The organism is Streptomyces sp. NPDC003379 (assembly GCF_053589195.1).
This window is the reverse complement of record NZ_JBSFRK010000051.1, coordinates 38,985-56,317: the sequence shown is the minus strand read 5'-3', so window position 1 is coordinate 56,317 and position 17,333 is coordinate 38,985. Positions and strand designations below refer to the sequence as shown.

Annotated in this window: 14 protein-coding genes; 10 read left to right on the top strand and 4 right to left on the bottom strand. The window is 71.5% G+C overall.

Features of this window, described 5'->3' with window-relative positions:
- Window positions 1-724 precede the first annotated feature (724 nt).
- Window positions 725-2,599, top strand: a complete 1,875-nt coding sequence (locus ACWDVB_RS34160; protein ID WP_451512851.1) for a glycosyltransferase family 2 protein — start codon at window positions 725-727, stop codon at window positions 2,597-2,599.
- A gap of 12 nt (window positions 2,600-2,611) precedes the next feature.
- Entirely contained in the window at window positions 2,612-4,579 is a 1,968-nt protein-coding gene (locus ACWDVB_RS34155; protein ID WP_451512920.1) for a galactose oxidase-like domain-containing protein, read from the top strand.
- A 37-nt stretch (window positions 4,580-4,616) separates the two neighbouring features.
- Here the strand turns inward: ACWDVB_RS34155 and ACWDVB_RS34150 are convergent, their stop codons facing one another.
- Complete coding sequence (locus ACWDVB_RS34150; protein WP_451512852.1) at window positions 4,617-5,657, bottom strand: glycoside hydrolase family 6 protein; 1,041 nt, start codon at window positions 5,655-5,657, stop codon at window positions 4,617-4,619.
- 184 nt (window positions 5,658-5,841) lie between these two features.
- On the opposite strand from ACWDVB_RS34150, the gene ACWDVB_RS34145 reads away from it, so the two are divergent.
- The 4 genes from ACWDVB_RS34145 to ACWDVB_RS34130 all read left to right on the top strand — a co-directional run bounded on the left by ACWDVB_RS34145 (window position 5,842) and on the right by ACWDVB_RS34130 (window position 9,748).
- Window positions 5,842-6,354: a MarR family winged helix-turn-helix transcriptional regulator gene (locus ACWDVB_RS34145; protein ID WP_451512853.1), complete on the top strand. Its 513-nt coding sequence runs from the start codon at window positions 5,842-5,844 to the stop codon at window positions 6,352-6,354.
- A gap of 51 nt (window positions 6,355-6,405) precedes the next feature.
- Window positions 6,406-6,738, top strand: a complete 333-nt coding sequence (locus ACWDVB_RS34140; RefSeq protein WP_451512854.1) for a DUF3817 domain-containing protein — start codon at window positions 6,406-6,408, stop codon at window positions 6,736-6,738.
- Between the two features lie 73 nt (window positions 6,739-6,811).
- Window positions 6,812-8,512, top strand: a complete 1,701-nt coding sequence (locus ACWDVB_RS34135; RefSeq protein WP_451512855.1) for an acyl-CoA mutase large subunit family protein — start codon at window positions 6,812-6,814, stop codon at window positions 8,510-8,512.
- 144 nt (window positions 8,513-8,656) lie between these two features.
- Window positions 8,657-9,748 (top strand): alpha/beta fold hydrolase, encoded by a 1,092-nt coding sequence (locus ACWDVB_RS34130; protein ID WP_451512856.1) that lies wholly within the window; start codon window positions 8,657-8,659, stop codon window positions 9,746-9,748.
- Here ACWDVB_RS34130 and ACWDVB_RS34125 read toward each other — a convergent pair.
- Both ACWDVB_RS34125 and ACWDVB_RS34120 read right to left on the bottom strand, forming a co-directional pair.
- The gene (locus ACWDVB_RS34125; protein WP_451512857.1) at window positions 9,738-11,135 is read right to left on the bottom strand and encodes a sensor histidine kinase; all 1,398 of its coding nucleotides are present in this window, start codon (window positions 11,133-11,135) and stop codon (window positions 9,738-9,740) included. The two genes, ACWDVB_RS34130 and ACWDVB_RS34125, sit on opposite strands and share 11 nt — an antisense overlap.
- Complete coding sequence (locus tag ACWDVB_RS34120) at window positions 11,132-11,884, bottom strand: response regulator transcription factor (protein WP_451512858.1); 753 nt, start codon at window positions 11,882-11,884, stop codon at window positions 11,132-11,134. Before ACWDVB_RS34120 ends, ACWDVB_RS34125 begins: the two co-directional genes overlap by 4 nt.
- 64 nt (window positions 11,885-11,948) lie before the next feature.
- On the opposite strand from ACWDVB_RS34120, the gene ACWDVB_RS34115 reads away from it, so the two are divergent.
- Window positions 11,949-13,118 carry a UDP-N-acetylglucosamine--N-acetylmuramyl-(pentapeptide) pyrophosphoryl-undecaprenol N-acetylglucosamine transferase gene (locus ACWDVB_RS34115; RefSeq protein ID WP_451512859.1) on the top strand — a complete coding sequence of 390 codons (1,170 nt, stop codon included), beginning with the start codon at window positions 11,949-11,951 and terminating at the stop codon, window positions 13,116-13,118.
- The gene (locus ACWDVB_RS34110; RefSeq protein ID WP_451512860.1) at window positions 13,115-14,113 is read left to right on the top strand and encodes an SDR family NAD(P)-dependent oxidoreductase; all 999 of its coding nucleotides are present in this window, start codon (window positions 13,115-13,117) and stop codon (window positions 14,111-14,113) included. The genes ACWDVB_RS34115 and ACWDVB_RS34110 overlap by 4 nt, the downstream gene beginning before the upstream one ends.
- A gap of 1 nt (window position 14,114) precedes the next feature.
- On the opposite strand, the gene ACWDVB_RS34105 is transcribed toward ACWDVB_RS34110, so the two are convergent.
- The gene (locus ACWDVB_RS34105; RefSeq protein WP_451512921.1) at window positions 14,115-14,759 is read right to left on the bottom strand and encodes a TetR/AcrR family transcriptional regulator; all 645 of its coding nucleotides are present in this window, start codon (window positions 14,757-14,759) and stop codon (window positions 14,115-14,117) included.
- A 301-nt stretch (window positions 14,760-15,060) separates the two neighbouring features.
- Here ACWDVB_RS34105 and ACWDVB_RS34100 point away from each other — a divergent pair, with 301 nt between their 5' ends.
- Together ACWDVB_RS34100 and ACWDVB_RS34095 are read left to right on the top strand one after the other, a co-directional pair.
- Window positions 15,061-16,053, top strand: a complete 993-nt coding sequence (locus ACWDVB_RS34100; RefSeq protein ID WP_451512861.1) for a tetratricopeptide repeat protein — start codon at window positions 15,061-15,063, stop codon at window positions 16,051-16,053.
- A gap of 622 nt (window positions 16,054-16,675) precedes the next feature.
- Window positions 16,676-17,293, top strand: a complete 618-nt coding sequence (locus ACWDVB_RS34095) for a DUF6230 family protein (protein WP_451512862.1) — start codon at window positions 16,676-16,678, stop codon at window positions 17,291-17,293.
- Window positions 17,294-17,333 lie beyond the last annotated feature (40 nt).

The window sequence follows — 17,333 nt, the reverse complement described above, 5'->3', positions numbered from 1 at the left end:
CCACCCGTTTGCCCGGCGATGGGCATGGTGACGTAGGAGCAGGGGCAGCCCGCCCGCCCCGCCGGTCCGCAGCCGCCGGCGAGACCGGAGGGGACGTGGCGGTATGTCCGCCCGGAGCACAGTGACGCAGCACCGGGCGCCGCAGCAGACAGGCGCCCGCGCCAAGATAGCGAGGACGGACATACCGCCGCGGCCCCGCCCCACCCCCGTCGGCAGGCGCAGCCAACGACGGCCCTCGCCTCACTCCACGCCCGCAGCCGCAGCCGACGACGCCCCCCGCCCCACCCGCGTCGGTAGGCGCAGCGGACGACGGCCCTCGCCTCACTCCACGCCCGCAGCCGCAGCCGACGACGTCCCCCCGGCCCAGCCCCCCCGGCCGGCAGGCGCAGCCAACGACGGCCCCCGCCTCACCTCACGCCCGCAGCCGCAGCCGACGACGCCCCCCCGGCCCAGCCCCCCCGGCCGGCAGGCGCAGCCAACGACGGCCCTCGCCTCACTCCACGCCCGCAGCCGCAGCCGACGACGTCCCCCGCCCAGCCCCCGCCGGTAGGCGCAGCCGACGACGTCCCCCCCCCAGCCCCCGCCGACAGGCGCCAGCCAACGACGGCCCCGCCCCTCCTCTACCCCCGCCAGTAGCCGCACCGCAACCCCACCCCCACCCCCCGCCCCAAAAACCCCTCACACGGACGCACCCGGTTCGACACGCCGACGAAACTCCCCTTTTGTGGGGGTATCGGCTCGTTCGATTACCAGAACACTGGAGGGCGCTGTGCGGCAGCCGGAGGGCTACGACTACGACACCCACAGCACGCTGGCCGGGCCGCTCACCGAGCCGCGTGGCGGCGAGGACGGCGGCGGAGACGGCGACGGCTGCTATCGGGTCCGGTACCGCAAGCTTCTCGCCTCCGAGCCGCACCGAATACGGGCCGTGCTCCTGATGACGCTGGCGCCCCTGCTCACCGGGCTCCTGCTCGTCTACCTCGTATGGCCCACGCACTGGACCGAACGCGAGGGCGGTGAACGCTGGCTCATCGGGCTCGACATCACGATGCTCGTGGCGATCGGCCTGATCGAGCTCTTCATGCTGATCAACGTCATATCGATCGCGCACGCCACGATGGTCGCGCGGGACCCCGTACCGGTGGTCCCCGAGGAGGGCACCCGCGTCGCCTTCCTCACCACATACGTCCCGGGCAAAGAGCCGCTGTCCATGGTCCGCGCCACCCTTGAGGGGGCTGTTCGGATACACCACACCGGCCCCCTCGACGTGTGGCTCCTGGACGAGGGGGACAGCCCCGACGCCAAAGCCCTCTGCGAAGAGCTCGGCGTCCGGCACTTCACCCGGCTCGGCGTACCGGAGTGGAACCGCGCCAAGGGCCCCCACAAGGCCCGCACCAAGCACGGCAACTACAACGCCTGGCTCGCGATGCACCACACGGAGTACGACTTCTTCGCCTCCGTCGACACGGACCACGTACCGCTCCCCAACTTCCTGGAGCGGATGATGGGCTACTTCCGGGATCCGGACGTCGCGTTCGTCGTCGGACCGCAGGTCTACGGGAACTACGAGACGCCTGTCACCAAGGCCGCCGAGTCCCAGCAGTTCCTCTTCCACGCGCTCATCCAGCGCGCGGGCAACCGCTACCGGGCGCCGATGTTCGTCGGCACCAACAACGTCGTACGCGTCAGCGCGCTCACCCAGATAGGCGGCCTGTACGACTCGATCACCGAGGACATGGCGACCGGCTTCGAACTGCACCGCCGCCGCAACCCGGCCACGAAGCGGCACTGGCGCTCGGTCTACACCCCGGACGTGCTGGCCGTCGGCGAGGGCCCGGCCTCGTGGACGGACTTCTTCACCCAGCAGATGCGCTGGTCGCGCGGCACGTACGAGACGCTGTTCAAGCAGTACTGGAAGGCGCCGCTCTCGATGCCGCCCGGCCGTCTCTTCTCGTACACGCTGATGCTCGTGTACTACCCGATGACGGCCGTCAACTGGCTGCTGGGAATATTGAGCTGCATCCTCTTCCTGTGGTTCGGCGCTTCCGGAACCCAGGTCGCGGCCTCCGTCTGGTTGATGCTCTACAGCGACGCGGCCGCCCTCCAGATCGGCCTCTACCTCTGGAACCGCCGCCACAACGTCTCCCCGCACGAGCCCGAAGGCTCGGGGGGCCTCGCCGGCATGGCGATGTCGGCGCTCTCCGCGCCCATCTACGCCAAGTCGCTCGGCGCGGCCGTCGTGCGCCGCCCGAGCCGCTTCGTGGTCACGCCGAAGGGCGGCGACGCGAGCCCCGACCGGCTGCTGACCTTCCGTATCCACCTCTTCTGGGCGGCGCTCCTCGCCGGTTCGCTGATCGCCTCCTTCGCGCTCGGCCACACGCACGTGGCGATGCGCACCTGGGCGGTCCTCGCGATGGCCATCTCCCTCGCGCCGGTCGCGGTATGGGCGTTCACCGTCACCAAGGAGCGCAGGGAGCGCAAGGAGCGCGGGGAGGCCCTGGAAGTCAGGCAGCGGCGGGAGGAGCCGGCCGGGAAGCCCGCCCCGGACGCGGAGGGCGAGCCGGCGTTCGCCACGGGCACGACGACAGGAGGGAACTGACACATGGCACCCATGGCCTACCGGCCCTCGAGGCGTACGAGAAAGACACTCATCGGAGTCGGCGCGGGCGCGCTGCTCGTCGGACTGAACGCCCCCGCCGCGCTCTCCTTCGCCGAGGAGCAGTACTACGAGTACAAGATCTCCCGGCCCGGCTACAAGGCGAGGTACGGCTCCTGGAAACAGGTCGACATCCCCGAGGAGTTCCGCACCAACGCCATCCACGCCGCGCTCCTGCACACCGGCAAGGTGCTGATCGTCGCGGGCTCCGGCAACGAGCAGAAGAAGTTCGACGCCGGGTCGTTCGACACGGTCCTGTGGGACCCGAAGAACAACACGTTCAAGAAGATCGACACCCCCGTGGACTTCTTCTGCTCCGGGCACGCCCAACTGCCCGACGGGCGCCTCCTGGTGGCGGGCGGCACCGCGCGCTACGAACTGCTCGACGGCGAGGTGGAGCGGGCCGGCGGCGGCATGCGGGTGAAGAACGAGAACCCGGACAGGCCGGTGGTCCTGAAGAAGGGCACCAGGTTCCGCTCACCCTCCGGCATCGAGTACGAGAGCAAGTTCGACGTCGAGGTGCCGAAGGCCAAGCGGGACTACGAGATCACGTACTCCAAGACCGGCTCCATGCGGCCCTGGAAGACGAAGATCAAGGCGAGCGAGGCGCGGGTCTTCGTCGAGGCGCTCGAACCGGGCGAGCAGTCGGTCAACGACAGGTCGGCGCAGTACGAGATCGAGGGCCTGACCGGCGATGAGGCCGACAACACGTACGGCATCGCCGAGAAGATCGACATGGAGAAGCAGGACTTCCAGGGGATCAAGGCCGCGTACGAGTTCGACCCGAGGGCCGAGCGGTACATCCAGGTCGACCCGATGAAGAAGGCCCGCTGGTATCCGACGCTGGTCGGCCTGGAGGACGGCAAGGTGCTCGCGGTCTCCGGACTCGACGACGTGGGTGTGGTCGACCCCGGCGACAACGAGATCTACGACCCGAGGACGAAGAAGTGGACGGACGGCCCCAAGCGGTACTTCCCGACCTACCCCGCGCTCTTCCTCACCAAGGGCGGCAAGCTCTTCTACCCGGCCTCCAACGCGGGCTACGGGCCCGCCGAGAAGGGCCGTGAGCCGGGTCTGTGGGACCTGGAGACGAACAAGTTCGAGAAGGTCCCCGGGCTGACCGACCTCGACCAGACCGAGACGTCGGCGTCCGTGCTGCTGCCGCCCGCGCAGGACCAGAAAGTGATGATCATGGGCGGCGGGGGAGTGGGTGAATCCGACAGGGCGACGCGCCGCACGGCCGTGATCGACCTCAAGGAGGAGAACCCGTCCTTCAAGACCGGACCGCGGCTCCCGCGGGGCACCCGCTATCTGAACAGCGTGATCATGCCGGACGACTCGGTGTTCACCTCCAACGGCTCCTCCGACTACCGGGGCCGCGGCGCCAGCAACATCCTCAAGGCGCAGTTCTACGACCCCAGGACGAACGCCTTCCGCGAGGCCGCGTCGCCCAGGGTGGGCCGCAACTACCACTCCGAGGCGCTGCTCCTGCCCGACGGCCGGGTCGTCACCTTCGGCTCGGACCCCCTCTTCGACAACGAGCAGAACACCAAGCTCGGCCACTTCGAGCAGCGCATGGAGGTCTTCACGCCGCCGGCGCTGCACCGGGGCGGCACGAACCGCCCGGTGCTCGGCGACGGCCCGCGGCAGCTGCCCGCGGACGGCCGCGCGACGTTCCGGACCGACCACCCCGAGAAGATCGCCTCCGCCCGTCTGATGCGGCCGAGCGCCGTGACGCACACGACGGACGTCGAACAGCGCTCGGTCGCGCTGGGGCTCGCCAAGGGCCGGGGGGCAGTGACGGTGCACGTCCCCCGGGACGACGCGGCGCTGGTCCCGCCGGGCTGGTACATGCTGTTCGTCACGGACACGGACGGCACGTCATCGGAGGCGAAGTGGATCCACGTGGGCCAGGAGGAGTGATTGACCGCCTGACCGCCTGACCGCCTGACCTCGTGCCTCACGCCGCCTTGGCGTTGTGCGCCAGGCCCAGGGCGTAGTCCGGCCACCACTGGCCCGCCGCCGGGCCGCCCCGGCACGGGCCGTCCGAGTCGCCCGGACGCTTGATCCACAGGACGGCGTCGAGCAGCGGGTCGCCCGTACGGTCGGTGGGCGGCGTGCCGAGGCCGCGGCCCGGCGGGTTGCACCAGGCATCCTGCCGGTCGCCCGACAGCGGACCCTTGCCGTTGCGGCTGGTGTCCATGACGAAGTGCTTGCCGCCGACCGCCGCCGACAGCGTGCGGCCGTACGCCTTGGTGACCTGGTCGCTCTGGAAGTTCGAGACGTTCAGCGAGAAGCCGTCGGCCTGCGCGATGCCCGCCTTGAGGAGCGGCTCGGAGAGCTTGCGCGCGTTGGTGATCCAGCCGGGGTTCCCGGCGTCGAGGTACACCTTCACCTTCGGCTGCCGCTTGAGCCGCTGGATCGCCTCGGAGAGCAGCTGGTAGCGGTCGGCGTGGTACTCGGCCGGGGTGCAGCCGTCCACGATGTGCGGGATGGCGTCGGGTTCGAGGACGACCACGGCGGGGGCGGGGCCGATCGCGTCGGCGAAGGTGTCCACCCAGTTCCGGTAGTAGTCGGCGCTGTTCGCGCCGCCCGCGGAGTGCTGGCCGCAGTCGCGGTGCGGGATGTTGTACGCGACGAGCACCGCCGTACGGCCCTCCTTCGCCGCGCCGTCGGCCGCCGCCCTGATGTCGGGCGCCGGATCGTCCCCGGCGGGCCAGACGGCCACGGGCTGCTCGGAGATCCGCCTGAGCGCCTCGGCGTCCCGGGCGCGGCCCTGCTGCTCCCACTCCTCGACCTGGCGGGCCGCGGGGCTCTCGGGGTCGACCCAGAACGTGCTCGGCGGGGCCTTCGCGGCGGCGGTCGAGGGGCCGGAAGCGACACCCGCGCCCTTGGACCTGGCGGGCCCGGCCTCGGACCCGGACCCCGACGAGCAGCCCGCCGTCAGCCCGATGGCGGTGAGGGCCGTGAGTGCCGTGAATGTGCGGAGCAGCCGGTGCATCCAGACCCCTTGGGCTACGGTGACGGACAGTCAGCTCCGCAATCGTTACATATGGGGTGAATCATCCCCTCGCGCGACACCGCGGCGTGGCGTACGGCGGGTCGCCCGGGGGCAATCCGGGAACGTACGCCCGAATTGCGAGACGGGGCTGACCAGCATGTGACCGGCGGGTAAGGTCTTTGGCGTGCCGAAGCCGCTCAGCCTTCCCTTCGATCCCATCGCCCGCGCCGACGAGCTCTGGAAGCAGCGCTGGGGATCGGTCCCGGCGATGGGCGCGATCACCTCGATCATGCGTGCGCACCAGATCCTGCTCGCCGAGGTCGACGCGGTCGTCAAGCCGTACGGGCTGACCTTCGCGCGCTACGAGGCGCTGGTGCTGCTCACCTTCTCGCAGGCCGGCGAGTTGCCGATGTCCAAGATCGGCGAGCGGCTCATGGTGCACCCCACATCCGTGACGAACACCGTCGACCGCCTCGTGAAGTCCGGCCTCGTCGACAAGCGGCCGAACCCCAACGACGGGCGGGGCACCCTCGCGTCCATCACGGAGAAGGGCCGCGAGGTCGTCGAGGCCGCCACGCGCGAGCTGATGGCGATGGACTTCGGGCTCGGGGTGTACGACGCGGAGGAGTGCGGGGAGATCTTCGCGATGCTCAGGCCCCTGCGGGTGGCGGCGGAGGACTTCGAGGACAGGGGCTGAGGGCCGGGCCCCGCCGACGGGAAGGTTCGCCGGGCGGTTACGCTCGTATCCATGAAATCCAGCGTGCTGACCCGCTATCGAGTGATGGCCTACGTCACCGCCGTCATGCTTCTCATCCTGTGCGCCTGCATGGTGGCGAAGTACGGCTTCGAGAAGGGCGAGGGTCTGACCCTGGTGGTCTCCCAGGTCCACGGAGTCCTCTACATCATCTACCTGATCTTCGCCTTCGACCTCGGCTCGAAGGCGAAGTGGCCGTTCGGAAAGCTCCTGTGGGTGCTCGTTTCCGGGACGATTCCGACCGCCGCCTTCTTCGTCGAGCGCAAGATCGCCCGCGAGGTCGAGCCGCTGATCACCGACGGTTCGCCGGTCACCGCGAAGGTGTGACCTCCACCGCCACGGGCAACCCGTGGCGGTCAGGCATCGACTTTTACTAGGACGTCCTAGTAAATTCGAGGGTATGGACGCTGACGCGATCGAGGAAGGCCGCCGCCGCTGGCAGGCCCGTTACGACAAGGCCCGCAAGCGCGACGCGGACTTCACCACGCTCTCCGGCGACCCCGTCGACCCGGTCTACGGGCCGCGCCCCGGGGACACGTACGACGGGTTCGAGCGGATCGGCTGGCCCGGGGAGTACCCCTTCACGCGCGGGCTCCACGCCACCGGGTACCGGGGCAGGACCTGGACCATCCGCCAGTTCGCGGGCTTCGGCAACGCCGAGCAGACGAACGAGCGCTACAAGATGATCCTCGCCAACGGAGGCGGCGGCCTCTCCGTGGCCTTCGACATGCCGACCCTCATGGGCCGCGACTCCGACGACCCCCGCTCCCTCGGCGAGGTCGGGCACTGCGGCGTCGCCATCGACTCCGCCGCCGACATGGAGGTCCTCTTCAAGGACATCCCGCTCGGCGACGTGACGACCTCCATGACCATCAGCGGGCCCGCCGTGCCGGTCTTCTGCATGTACCTGGTCGCCGCCGAGCGCCAGGGCGTCGACCCGGGCGTCCTCAACGGCACGCTCCAGACCGACATCTTCAAGGAATACATCGCGCAGAAGGAGTGGCTCTTCCAGCCCGAGCCGCATCTGCGCCTCATCGGCGACCTGATGGAGCACTGCGCGCGCGACATCCCCGCGTACAAGCCCCTCTCCGTCTCCGGCTACCACATCCGCGAGGCCGGTGCGACGGCCGCGCAGGAGCTGGCGTACACCCTCGCGGACGGCTTCGGGTACGTGGAGCTGGGGCTCAGCCGCGGCCTCGACGTCGACGTCTTCGCGCCCGGCCTCTCCTTCTTCTTCGACGCGCACGTCGACTTCTTCGAGGAGATCGCCAAGTTCCGCGCCGCGCGCCGCATCTGGGCCCGCTGGCTGAAGGAGGTCTACGGCGCCAGGACCGACAAGGCCCAGTGGCTGCGCTTCCACACCCAGACCGCCGGTGTCTCCCTCACCGCCCAGCAGCCGTACAACAACGTCGTACGCACGGCAGTCGAGGCCCTCGCGGCGGTGCTCGGCGGCACGAACTCGCTGCACACCAACGCCCTCGACGAGACCCTCGCGCTGCCCAGCGAGCAGGCCGCCGAGATCGCGCTGCGCACCCAGCAGGTCCTCATGGAGGAGACCGGCGTCGCCAACGTGGCGGACCCGCTGGGCGGGTCCTGGTACATCGAGCAGCTCACCGACCGTATCGAGGCCGACGCCGAGAAGATCTTCGAACAGATCAGGGAGCGGGGACGGCGGGCCTGCCCCGACGGGCAGCACCCCGTGGGGCCGATCACTTCCGGAATTCTGCGGGGCATAGAGGACGGCTGGTTCACCGGCGAGATCGCCGAGTCCGCCTTCCAGTACCAGCGGTCCGTGGAGAAGGGCGACAAGCGGGTCGTCGGCGTCAACTGCCTCAAGGGTTCCGTCACCGGTGACCTGGAGATCCTGCGGGTCAGTCACGAGGTCGAGCGGGAGCAGGTCCGCGAGCTCGGGGGGCGCAAGGAGCGGCGGGACGACGCGCGGGTTCGTGCCTCGCTCGACGCGATGCTCGCCGCCGCGCGGGACGGGTCGAACATGATCGTGCCCATGCTGGAGGCGGTGCGGGCCGAGGCGACCCTCGGGGAGATCTGCGGGGTTCTGCGGGACGAGTGGGGCGTTTACGTGGAGCCGCCGGGGTTCTAGGGCGAGGGGCGCGGGGGCCGGGCCCCGAAGGGGCGCGGGGAGCCGCGCGCCCAGCCCCCGTGTCCCGCACGGAAAGGAGCAGGTTTAAGTTCCCCAGGATGGGTAGGCGCGCCCCGTTCCCCACCCCCGCCCCTGGAGTCATCCGTGACCTCGACCGGCCACGCCCGTACCGCCGCCATCGCCATAGGAGCCGCCACCCTCACCGTCCTCGGTGCACTGCTGGTGGGCGGTTCCGGTGAGGTGAGTGCGAGCCCGCCGCCCGAGCCCAAGGTGCAGGACGACTTCGACTCGCTCGGGCCCGAGGTGCGCGCCGCGAAGCTGGACAGCGGCCGCACCGCCCACTACATCGACCAGGGGCCGCGCGACGGCCGCCCCGTCCTGTACGTCGGCGGCACCGGTACGAGCGCCCGGGCCGCGCACATGACGGACTTCTTCCGCACGACGCGCGAGGACCTGGGCCTGCGCCTCGTCTCCGTCGAGCGCAACGGCTTCGGCGACACGGAGTTCGACAAGGGGCTCGGCAAGGAGGACTTCGCCGAGGACGCCCTGGCCGTCATGGACCGCCTGAAGGTGCGGGACTTCTCCGTCGTCGCGATCTCGGGCGGCGGCCCCTACGCCGCCGAGCTCGTCGCGAAGGCCCCGGGCCGGGTCTCCGCGCTGCACCTCGCCGCCGCGCTCCCGCCCTACGGCACCAGGCCCGCGTTCTGCCGTCTGTCCGACGACGCGCTCGCCACCGCCGTGAAGGACCAGATCAAGGACCCCCGCAAGTGGTGGGCGTTCCCCGACGACAGCCCCGTGAAGTCGATACCGGGCTTCGCCGACACGGCGTACGAGGAAGGCGCGCGCACCTACAACCAGCGCGGCCAGCAGTCCGATCCGGCGCCCCAGGTGCACGAGCAGCGGCTGTACTGCGAGCGCCCCGGCCCCGACCTGTCGAAGCTGGACGCACCGGTCTACCTCTACGGCGGCAAGAAGGACACCACCGTGCCCCCGGAGACGCTGAAGACCTGGCGGCAGGAGCTGCCCGGCACCCCCAAGGTGCGCAGCTACGCCGACTCGGGCCATGACGTGCAGTACCGCCACTGGGACCAGATCCTGGTGGACCTCGCGGGGCACGGCGAGCGGACGGTCGTGTGCAAGGGCAAGCACACGCGGGTGCTGGCGGCGCGGGAAGCGGACCGCCTCGTCGCGAAGGACCGGGCCACGCTCGGCAGTTGCGCCTGGGCTAAGAAGTAGGCAGGACGAGACGGAACAGGGCGCCTGTGCCCGGTGCCCGTTCCGCCGTCAGCTCCGCCCCGTGGGCGTGCGCGATCTGGCGGGCCATCGCGAGGCCCAGGCCCGAGCCCGGCAGGGCGCGGGCCTTCTCGGCGCGGTAGAAGCGGTCGAAGACATGCGGCAGGTCCTCCTCCGCGATGCCCGGCCCGTGGTCGCGCACGGTCAGCTCGGTCGCCGTCAGGGAAAGCTCGACGGGCGTGCCGGGCGGGCTGAACTTGGCCGCGTTGTCGAGGAGGTTGGTGAGCAGCCGGGACAGCCGCGCCGGTACGCCGGGGATGCTGAGGTCAGCAGCCTGGGGCGCGACCTGGAGCGTGAAGGGGACCGCCGGCCAGTGGCCGCGCGCCGCCTCCACCGCGTGGGCGGCCAGCGGAGCGAGCCGCACCTCCTCAAGGAGGGGCCGCGGCTCCTCGTCCCTGGCCAGCTCGATCAAGTCGTTGACCAGGCCGGTGACCTCGCGCAGCTGGCGTCCGAGGGCGCCCGCCGCTCGCTCGCGCTGGGCCGGCGTCAGACGGTCCGCCTTGGCGAGGAGTTCCGCGTTCGTACGCAGCGCCGTCAGCGGGGTGCGCAGCTCGTGGGAGGCGTCGGCGACCAGGCGGCGGCGGGCGGCGACGGACTCCTCCAGCTCGGCGAGCATCGTGTTGAACGTGGCGGCGAGCCGCGTGACCTCGTCCTGATGGCCCTCGCGGCCCGGCGGGCCCGTCGGCAGCTCGATGCGGTGCCGGGCGTCGCGCGTGGCGGCGATGCGTTCGGCCGTGGCGGTGAGCCGGGTGATCGGGGCGAGGCCGGTGCGTGAGACCCAGTAGCCGCCGACCGCGGAGAGCAGGACGCCGGCGCCGCCCACCGCGAGGAGCAGCGACGCCGCCTGGCGCACACCGCGCTCGGCGATGTCGGCGCGCAGGGCCACCTGCACGGCCTCGCTCCTGCCGAAGGTGGTGGTGTACATCCGGCCCGGTTTCCCGCCGGGCAGCGTGAAGTTCGTGTAGTACGGCGCCCGCCGGCCCGAGGCGACCTCGCGCGTCGCCCGTGTCACCGGCAGCAGATACGGCTCCGCGGGGTCCTCGGCGGTGGCCGCCGGGACGATCTGCGAGCAGGCGGGCGCGCCGAGGAACCGGCACTCGCCCGTCATCACGCCAAGGCCCTCGTCGCGGTGCTGCTGGGCGATGAGCGTCGCCGACTGGGCGAGGTTCTGGTCGAGCTGCTGGTACAGCTTGTAGCGGATCACGAAGAACGCGGCGGCGCACACCCCGACCGCCACCAGCGCCACGGCCGCCGCCGCGGCCAGCGCGAGGCGGGTCCGCAGCGGCCTGCGGCGCCGCCAGCGCGCGCCCAGCCTGCGCCGCGCGCTCACGGCGAGCCCAGCCGGTAGCCGACGCCGTGCACGGTGTGGACCAGGCGTGGCTCGCCGCCCGACTCCAGCTTGCGGCGCAGATAACCGACGTACACGGCGAGGGAGTTGGAGTCGGGGCCGAAGTCGCGGCCCCACACCGCCCGCTGGATCAGCTCGCGCGGCAGGACCTGCCCGGCGTTGCGCAGCAGCAGTTCCAGGAGGACGGCCTCCGTGCGGCTGAACTCGATCCGGCGCCCGCCGCGGCGCCCGGTGCGGGTCGCGGGGTCCAGGACGAGATCACCGTACGAGAGGTCGTCGCCGTCGCTCGCGGGCCGCTCCGGGGTCGCGCGCCGCAGCAGCGCCCGCACGCGGGCCACCAGCTCGTCCAGGGCGAAGGGCTTGACCAGGTAGTCGTCGGCGCCCGCGTCCAGGCCGTCCACGCGCTCGCTCACCGAGTCCAGCGCGGTCAGGACGAGCACGGGAGTACGGTCGCCCGCCGCGCGCAGCTGACGGCAGACCGCGAGACCGTCCATGACCGGCATCAGGACATCCAGGACCACGAGATCCGGCTCCCAGCGGGCCACCGCCGTGAGCGCGCGGTGGCCGTCGGCCGCCCCGCGCACCAGGTGGCCCTCGACGGTCAGGGCGTCCTCGACGGCGGCACGGACCTCCGGGTCGTCGTCGACGACGAGGATCTTGTGCGCCGCCGCCTCGCCCGCGCCCGGCGGGCCGCCTCTGCCGGTCGGGCTCGTGAAGCTCGTGAAGCTCATGGGTCAAAGGTGCCAAACGCGGCTCTTAAAACCCTCTTAGACCCTCGCGTGAGGCTTCCCTGCCATGCGAACCTCTCACTCCGGCGGCGCCGGTCTCTCCGTCGTGATCGGCGCGGGCGGCACCGGCGGGCACATCTATCCCGGCCTCGCCCTCGCCGACGCGCTGCGCCGCGCCGTGCCGGGCGCGGTGATCTCCTTCGTCGGCACCGAGCGGGGCCTGGAGACCCGGCTGATACCGGACGCCGGGTACCGCCTGCACACCGTCGACATGATCCCCTTCGACCCGTCGCTCGGCGCCCGCCGCTATCTGCTGCCCGCCGCGCTGGTGAGGTCCGGCGCCCAGTGCCGGGCCATCCTGCGCGAGCAGGGCGCGCAGGTCGCCGTCGGCATGGGCGGCTACCCCAGCGCCCCCGTCATCGTCGGCGCCCGCATGGCCGGCCTGCCGAGCCTCATCCACGAGTCCAACGCCGTACCGGGGCGCGCCAACCGGTTCGCCGCCCGGCTCACCCCCCACATCGCCGTCGCCTTCGACCGCAGCCGCGCGCACCTGCCGGGCGGCGAACGCGCGCACACCACCGGGATGCCGATCGCCGCGCCGCTCGCCGCGCTCGACCGGGCCGCGCTGCGCGACGAGGCGCGGCGCGCGCTCGGCGTACCGGCCGGGGCCCGCCTCGTCCTCTTCAACGGCGGCAGCCTCGGGGCGGCCCGGCTCACCGAGGCCGCGGTCGGGCTCGCGGAGCGGTGGCGGGGGCGTGGGCGCGGGGACGTCCACCTCCTCATCAAGACCGGCCCGGCCGCCCTCGCGGAGACACGGGCGCGGCTCGCGTCGGCGGGCGGCGACGCGATCGCCCGCGCCGTCCCCTACCTCGACCGCATGGACCTCTCCTACGCCGCCGCCGACCTCGTCGTCTGCCGCGCCGGCTCCGCGACCGTCGCCGAACTGGCCGCCACCGGGGTCCCCGCCGTCCTCGTGCCCTACCCGCACGCGCCCGGCGACCACCAGACCCACAACGCCCGGGTCCTCACCGACGCGGGCGCCGGCCTGCTGCTGCCCGACGCCGAGACCACCGCGGAACGCCTCGCGGAGCTGGTCGGGCCGCTGCTCGCCGACCCCGCGCGGCTCGCCGCCATGAGCGGCGCCGCGGACCCGGGACCGCACGCCCGCGCCGCCGACCTGCTGGCGGAGCGGGTCCTCCGGCTCGCCCACCCCTCACCCCACTTGGAGTACGCATGAACACGTCTTTCTCTTGGCGGGACCGCACCGTCCTCGTCACCGGAGCCGAGGGCTTCATCGGTTCGACGCTCGTCGACCTGCTGCTCGCGGAGGGCGCGAAGGTCCGTGCCCTCGTGCACTACAAGCCGTACGCGGAGAAGGGGCACCTCGCGCATCTCCTCGGTGATCCGCGGGTCGAGACGATCGCGGGGGACGTGCGGGACGCGGGGCGCGTGATGGACGCGGTCGCCGGGTGCGACACGGTCTTCCACCTGGCCGCGCTGATCGGCATTCCGTACTCGTACGACTCCCCGGGCGCGTACGTCCAGACGAACGTCGTCGGCACCGAGAACATCGCCGAGGCGTGCCGTCGGCACTCCGTGCGGCGGCTCGTCCACACCTCCACGAGTGAGGTGTACGGGACCGCGCTGACGGCGCCGATCGCCGAATCCCACCCGCTCCAGCCGCAGTCGCCGTACTCCGCATCGAAGATCGGCGCCGACATGCTGGCGCTGTCGCACTGGCACGCCTTCGAACTGCCGGTGACGGTCGTCCGCCCCTTCAACACGTACGGGCCGCGGCAGTCGGCCCGTGCGGTGATCCCCACGATCCTCGCCCAACTCCACGCGGGGGCGCGGGAGATCAAGCTGGGGTCGCTGACGCCCACGCGGGACTTCACGTACGTGACGGACACGGCGCGGGGTTTCATGGCGATGGCGGTCTGCGACCGGGCGCTGGGCCACGCGGTGAATCTCGGCGTGGGCCGGGAGATCTCCATCGGCGACCTCGCGGAGGCGCTGATCGCGGCGTCCGGCCGGGATGCCTCCGTGGTGGTCGACCCCGCGCGGCTCCGCCCCTCGGGCAGCGAGGTGGAGCGGCTCCTGTCGGACAACTCCCGGGCGCGGCAGTGGGCGGGCTGGGAACCTCAGGTCTCCCTCACGGCGGGCCTCGAACTGACCTCCGCCTGGGTGGCGGACAACCTCCGGCTCTTCGCGCCGGAGCGCTACCAGGTCTGAGTCATGCGGTCGCCGAGGCCGCCGCGGCCAGTCCCCCCAGCAGCAGCAGCGTGAAGCGGCGGGCCCACTCCTCGTCCACCGGTTCCGCGCTGACCAGCGCGCGGTGGACCACCGCGCCGGCGATCACGTCGAAGATGAGGTCGGCCGTGCGGCCCGCGGCGGCGGGGTCCGGTTCGGCGGGGAGTTCGCCCCGCTCCTGCGCCCGCTCCCGCCCCGCGAGGACCAGCCGCTTCTGGCGGTCGACGATGGACGTGCGGATGCGGTGCCGCAGCGGCTCGTCCCTCGTCGACTCGGCGACCACCGCCATGAGCGCCGTCTTCGTCTCGGGCCGCCCGAGCAGCACCGCGAACTGCAGGACCACGCCCTCGATGTCGGCGGCCAGGCTGCCCCGGTCAGGCAGTTCGAGCTCGTCGAAGAGTTCCGCCACCGCGTCCACGACCAGCTCGCTCTTGCCCGCCCAGCGTCGGTACAGAGTGGTCTTGGCGACCCCCGCCCGCGTCGCGACGGCGCCGAGCGTCAGCTTGGACCAGCCCAGCTCGACGAGCCCCTGCCTGGTCGCCTCCAGGATCGCGGCGTCGGCGGTGGCGCTGCGCGGGCGCCCACCGGTGCGGTGGGCGGCAGCAGTGGTGGACGTACGGCTCTGCATGGCCGCGACCATACCGGCCAGTACGGACTGTCCCGGGAGCCCCGCGGACACCACAGTGAGGGAGATCACCGACGGCACCTGTCCACACCCGGGACACGGCAGTTACGCTACGAGCCGTAGCGAAAGCCACGAGCGACAACCACGAACGACAACCACGCAGCACGACCGGCCCGGGGTGGGGACCCCGCGCCAACCGACGGTCCCCCTCGGGACCTTGGACCGTGCCCCCCTGTGACCCCGCAATCCGGCGGGGGGCCACGGACGGGCGCGGTTCGCGTACGGCTTGGGGGAGGATGTACTCATGCAGCCACGGAACATGTCCATGAGCGGAGTCGTCGACCTCGCCGCCGTGAAGGCGGCCCAGGAGGCCAAGGCGAAGGCGGAGCAGGCGCGCGCCGAAGCGGCCCGGCAGGGCGGGGGCGCGGCGGGCGCCGCGGTGTCCCCGTCGAGCCTGGTCATCGATGTCGACGAGGCGGGCTTCGAGCGCGAGGTCCTGCAGCGGTCCACCGAGGTCCCGGTCGTCATCGACTTCTGGGCCGAGTGGTGCGAGCCGTGCAAGCAGCTGAGCCCCCTCCTGGAGCGGCTCACGCAGGAGTACAACGGCCGTTTCCTCCTCGCCAAGATCGACGTCGACGCGAACCAGATGCTGATGCAGCAGTTCGGGGTCCAGGGGATCCCGGCCGTCTTCGCGGTGGTGGCGGGACAGGCCCTGCCCCTCTTCCAGGGCGCCGCCCCCGAGGCGCAGATCCGCCAGACCCTGGACCAGCTCATCCAGGTCGGCGAGGAGCGCTTCGGCCTGACCGGCCTCGTGGTCGACGCCGACGCCCAGGGAGCCCCGGGGCAGCAGGCCCCCGCACCGGCCGAAATGCCGGCCGGTCCCTACGACGCCCTGCTCGAAGCGGCCGTCCAGGCGCTGGACGCCGGTGATCTGGGCGGTGCCGTACAGGCGTACAAGAACGTACTCAGCGACGATCCGGCCAACACCGAGGCCAAGCTCGGTCTCGCCCAGGCCGAACTGCTCCAGCGCGTCCAGGGACTTGACGCGCAGCAGGTCCGCAAGGACGCGGCCGACAGGCCCGCGGACGTGTCGGCGCAGATCGCGGCGGCCGACCTCGACCTGGTGGGCGGTCATGTCGAGGACGCCTTCGGGCGGCTCATCGACGCGGTGCGCCGCACGGCGGGCGACGACCGCGACGCCGCGCGGGTGCGGCTCCTCGAACTCTTCGAGGTGGTGGGCGCGGACGACCCGCGTGTGATGACCGCGCGCACGGCGCTGGCCCGGGTGCTTTTCTGACCAGTCCGTAAAAGCCGGGGCTTGTGATGCCCGAGTGAAAACTCTGTTCCCAGGACGCGACAGTGGCCGTGATTTGCCAAAAATTGGCAAACACGGCCACTGTTACTTGCAGTAAGGTGCGGGCCGCCCTCTGGGCGGTTTCGCCCGCTCATATCCCGTTCTGGGCCCGGCCCTTGAGCCACCGTCCGTGGCCGACCGATACCGCGTGGTCGCGGTTCGGTTATCCGGCCGTTACTAGCCAGTAATGAACCCCCTTGTGCGGCGGCCGAGAATGCACCACGATCGGCGACGCTCGGTCCGATGACCCGCAGTCCGACAGCCAGTCGGGGAGCGGGCGCTTCGGGTCCCCACCGAGTAGACCGGTGACGCCGTCGCCGGTCTTGGACAGGGGGGTCTCTGCCGTCCCCGGCAGGGCCTGTCCGTGAGGTTGTGCGTGATGCGTCAGGCGCGACCAGTGGTTGTCGCTCGGGGGTGATCGCCGGTGATGTGTGGTGCGGATCGCGCCTCCGATGCGGGCGCTCTCCTTCCCGAGGACGTAGCACTTCTCCCATCCCTGCCCGGCTGAGCCGCCCGAGCGGGAGCAGTCAGGGCCGGAGATGTACGTCCGAGAAGGAGGAAAGTCATGGAGTCCGTGGCTCGTGGCGGAACCAGATGGAAGCGGTTCGCCGTGGTCATGGTGCCGAGCGTCGCGGCGACTGCCGCGATAGGCGTCGCCCTGTCCCAGGGCGCGCTCGCGGCATCGTTCAGTGTGTCGGGTCAGCAGTTCAAGGTGACTGCCGACGAACTCAAGGGCAAGGGATTCATCCAGTACGGGGCCCTGGACCACGGCAAGTCGGGTAACCACCCGGTCGCCGTCGTCGGCCTGGAGTCGGCCACGATCACCAACTTGTGCCAGTCCGTGGTCGTCCCGGTACCGGTCTTCGGCGATGTGTCGATGACCCTCAAGGCGGGCCGGCCCGGTGGTCCCAAGGTCATCGCCAAGAAGCTGTACATCGACGCCGACGACCTGAGGGCCAACGCGACCTTCCACAAGGTCGACATCGGTGTCTCGGTCGACCAGACCACCAAGGGGCCGGGTCCGGCGACGAACGACAAGTACGTCCCGGACTCGTTCGCGCAGCAGGCGGAGTCGGTGAAGTTCACCGACGTCGAGCAGCGCGCGTGGGCGACCACGGCCGGCACCTTCAAGCTCTCCGGCCTCGCGATGTCGGTCAAGAAGGGCAAGCACGAGTGCTACTAGGGCGGTTGACGCTGCCCCGGTAGGTCGTACGCAGTTCGGT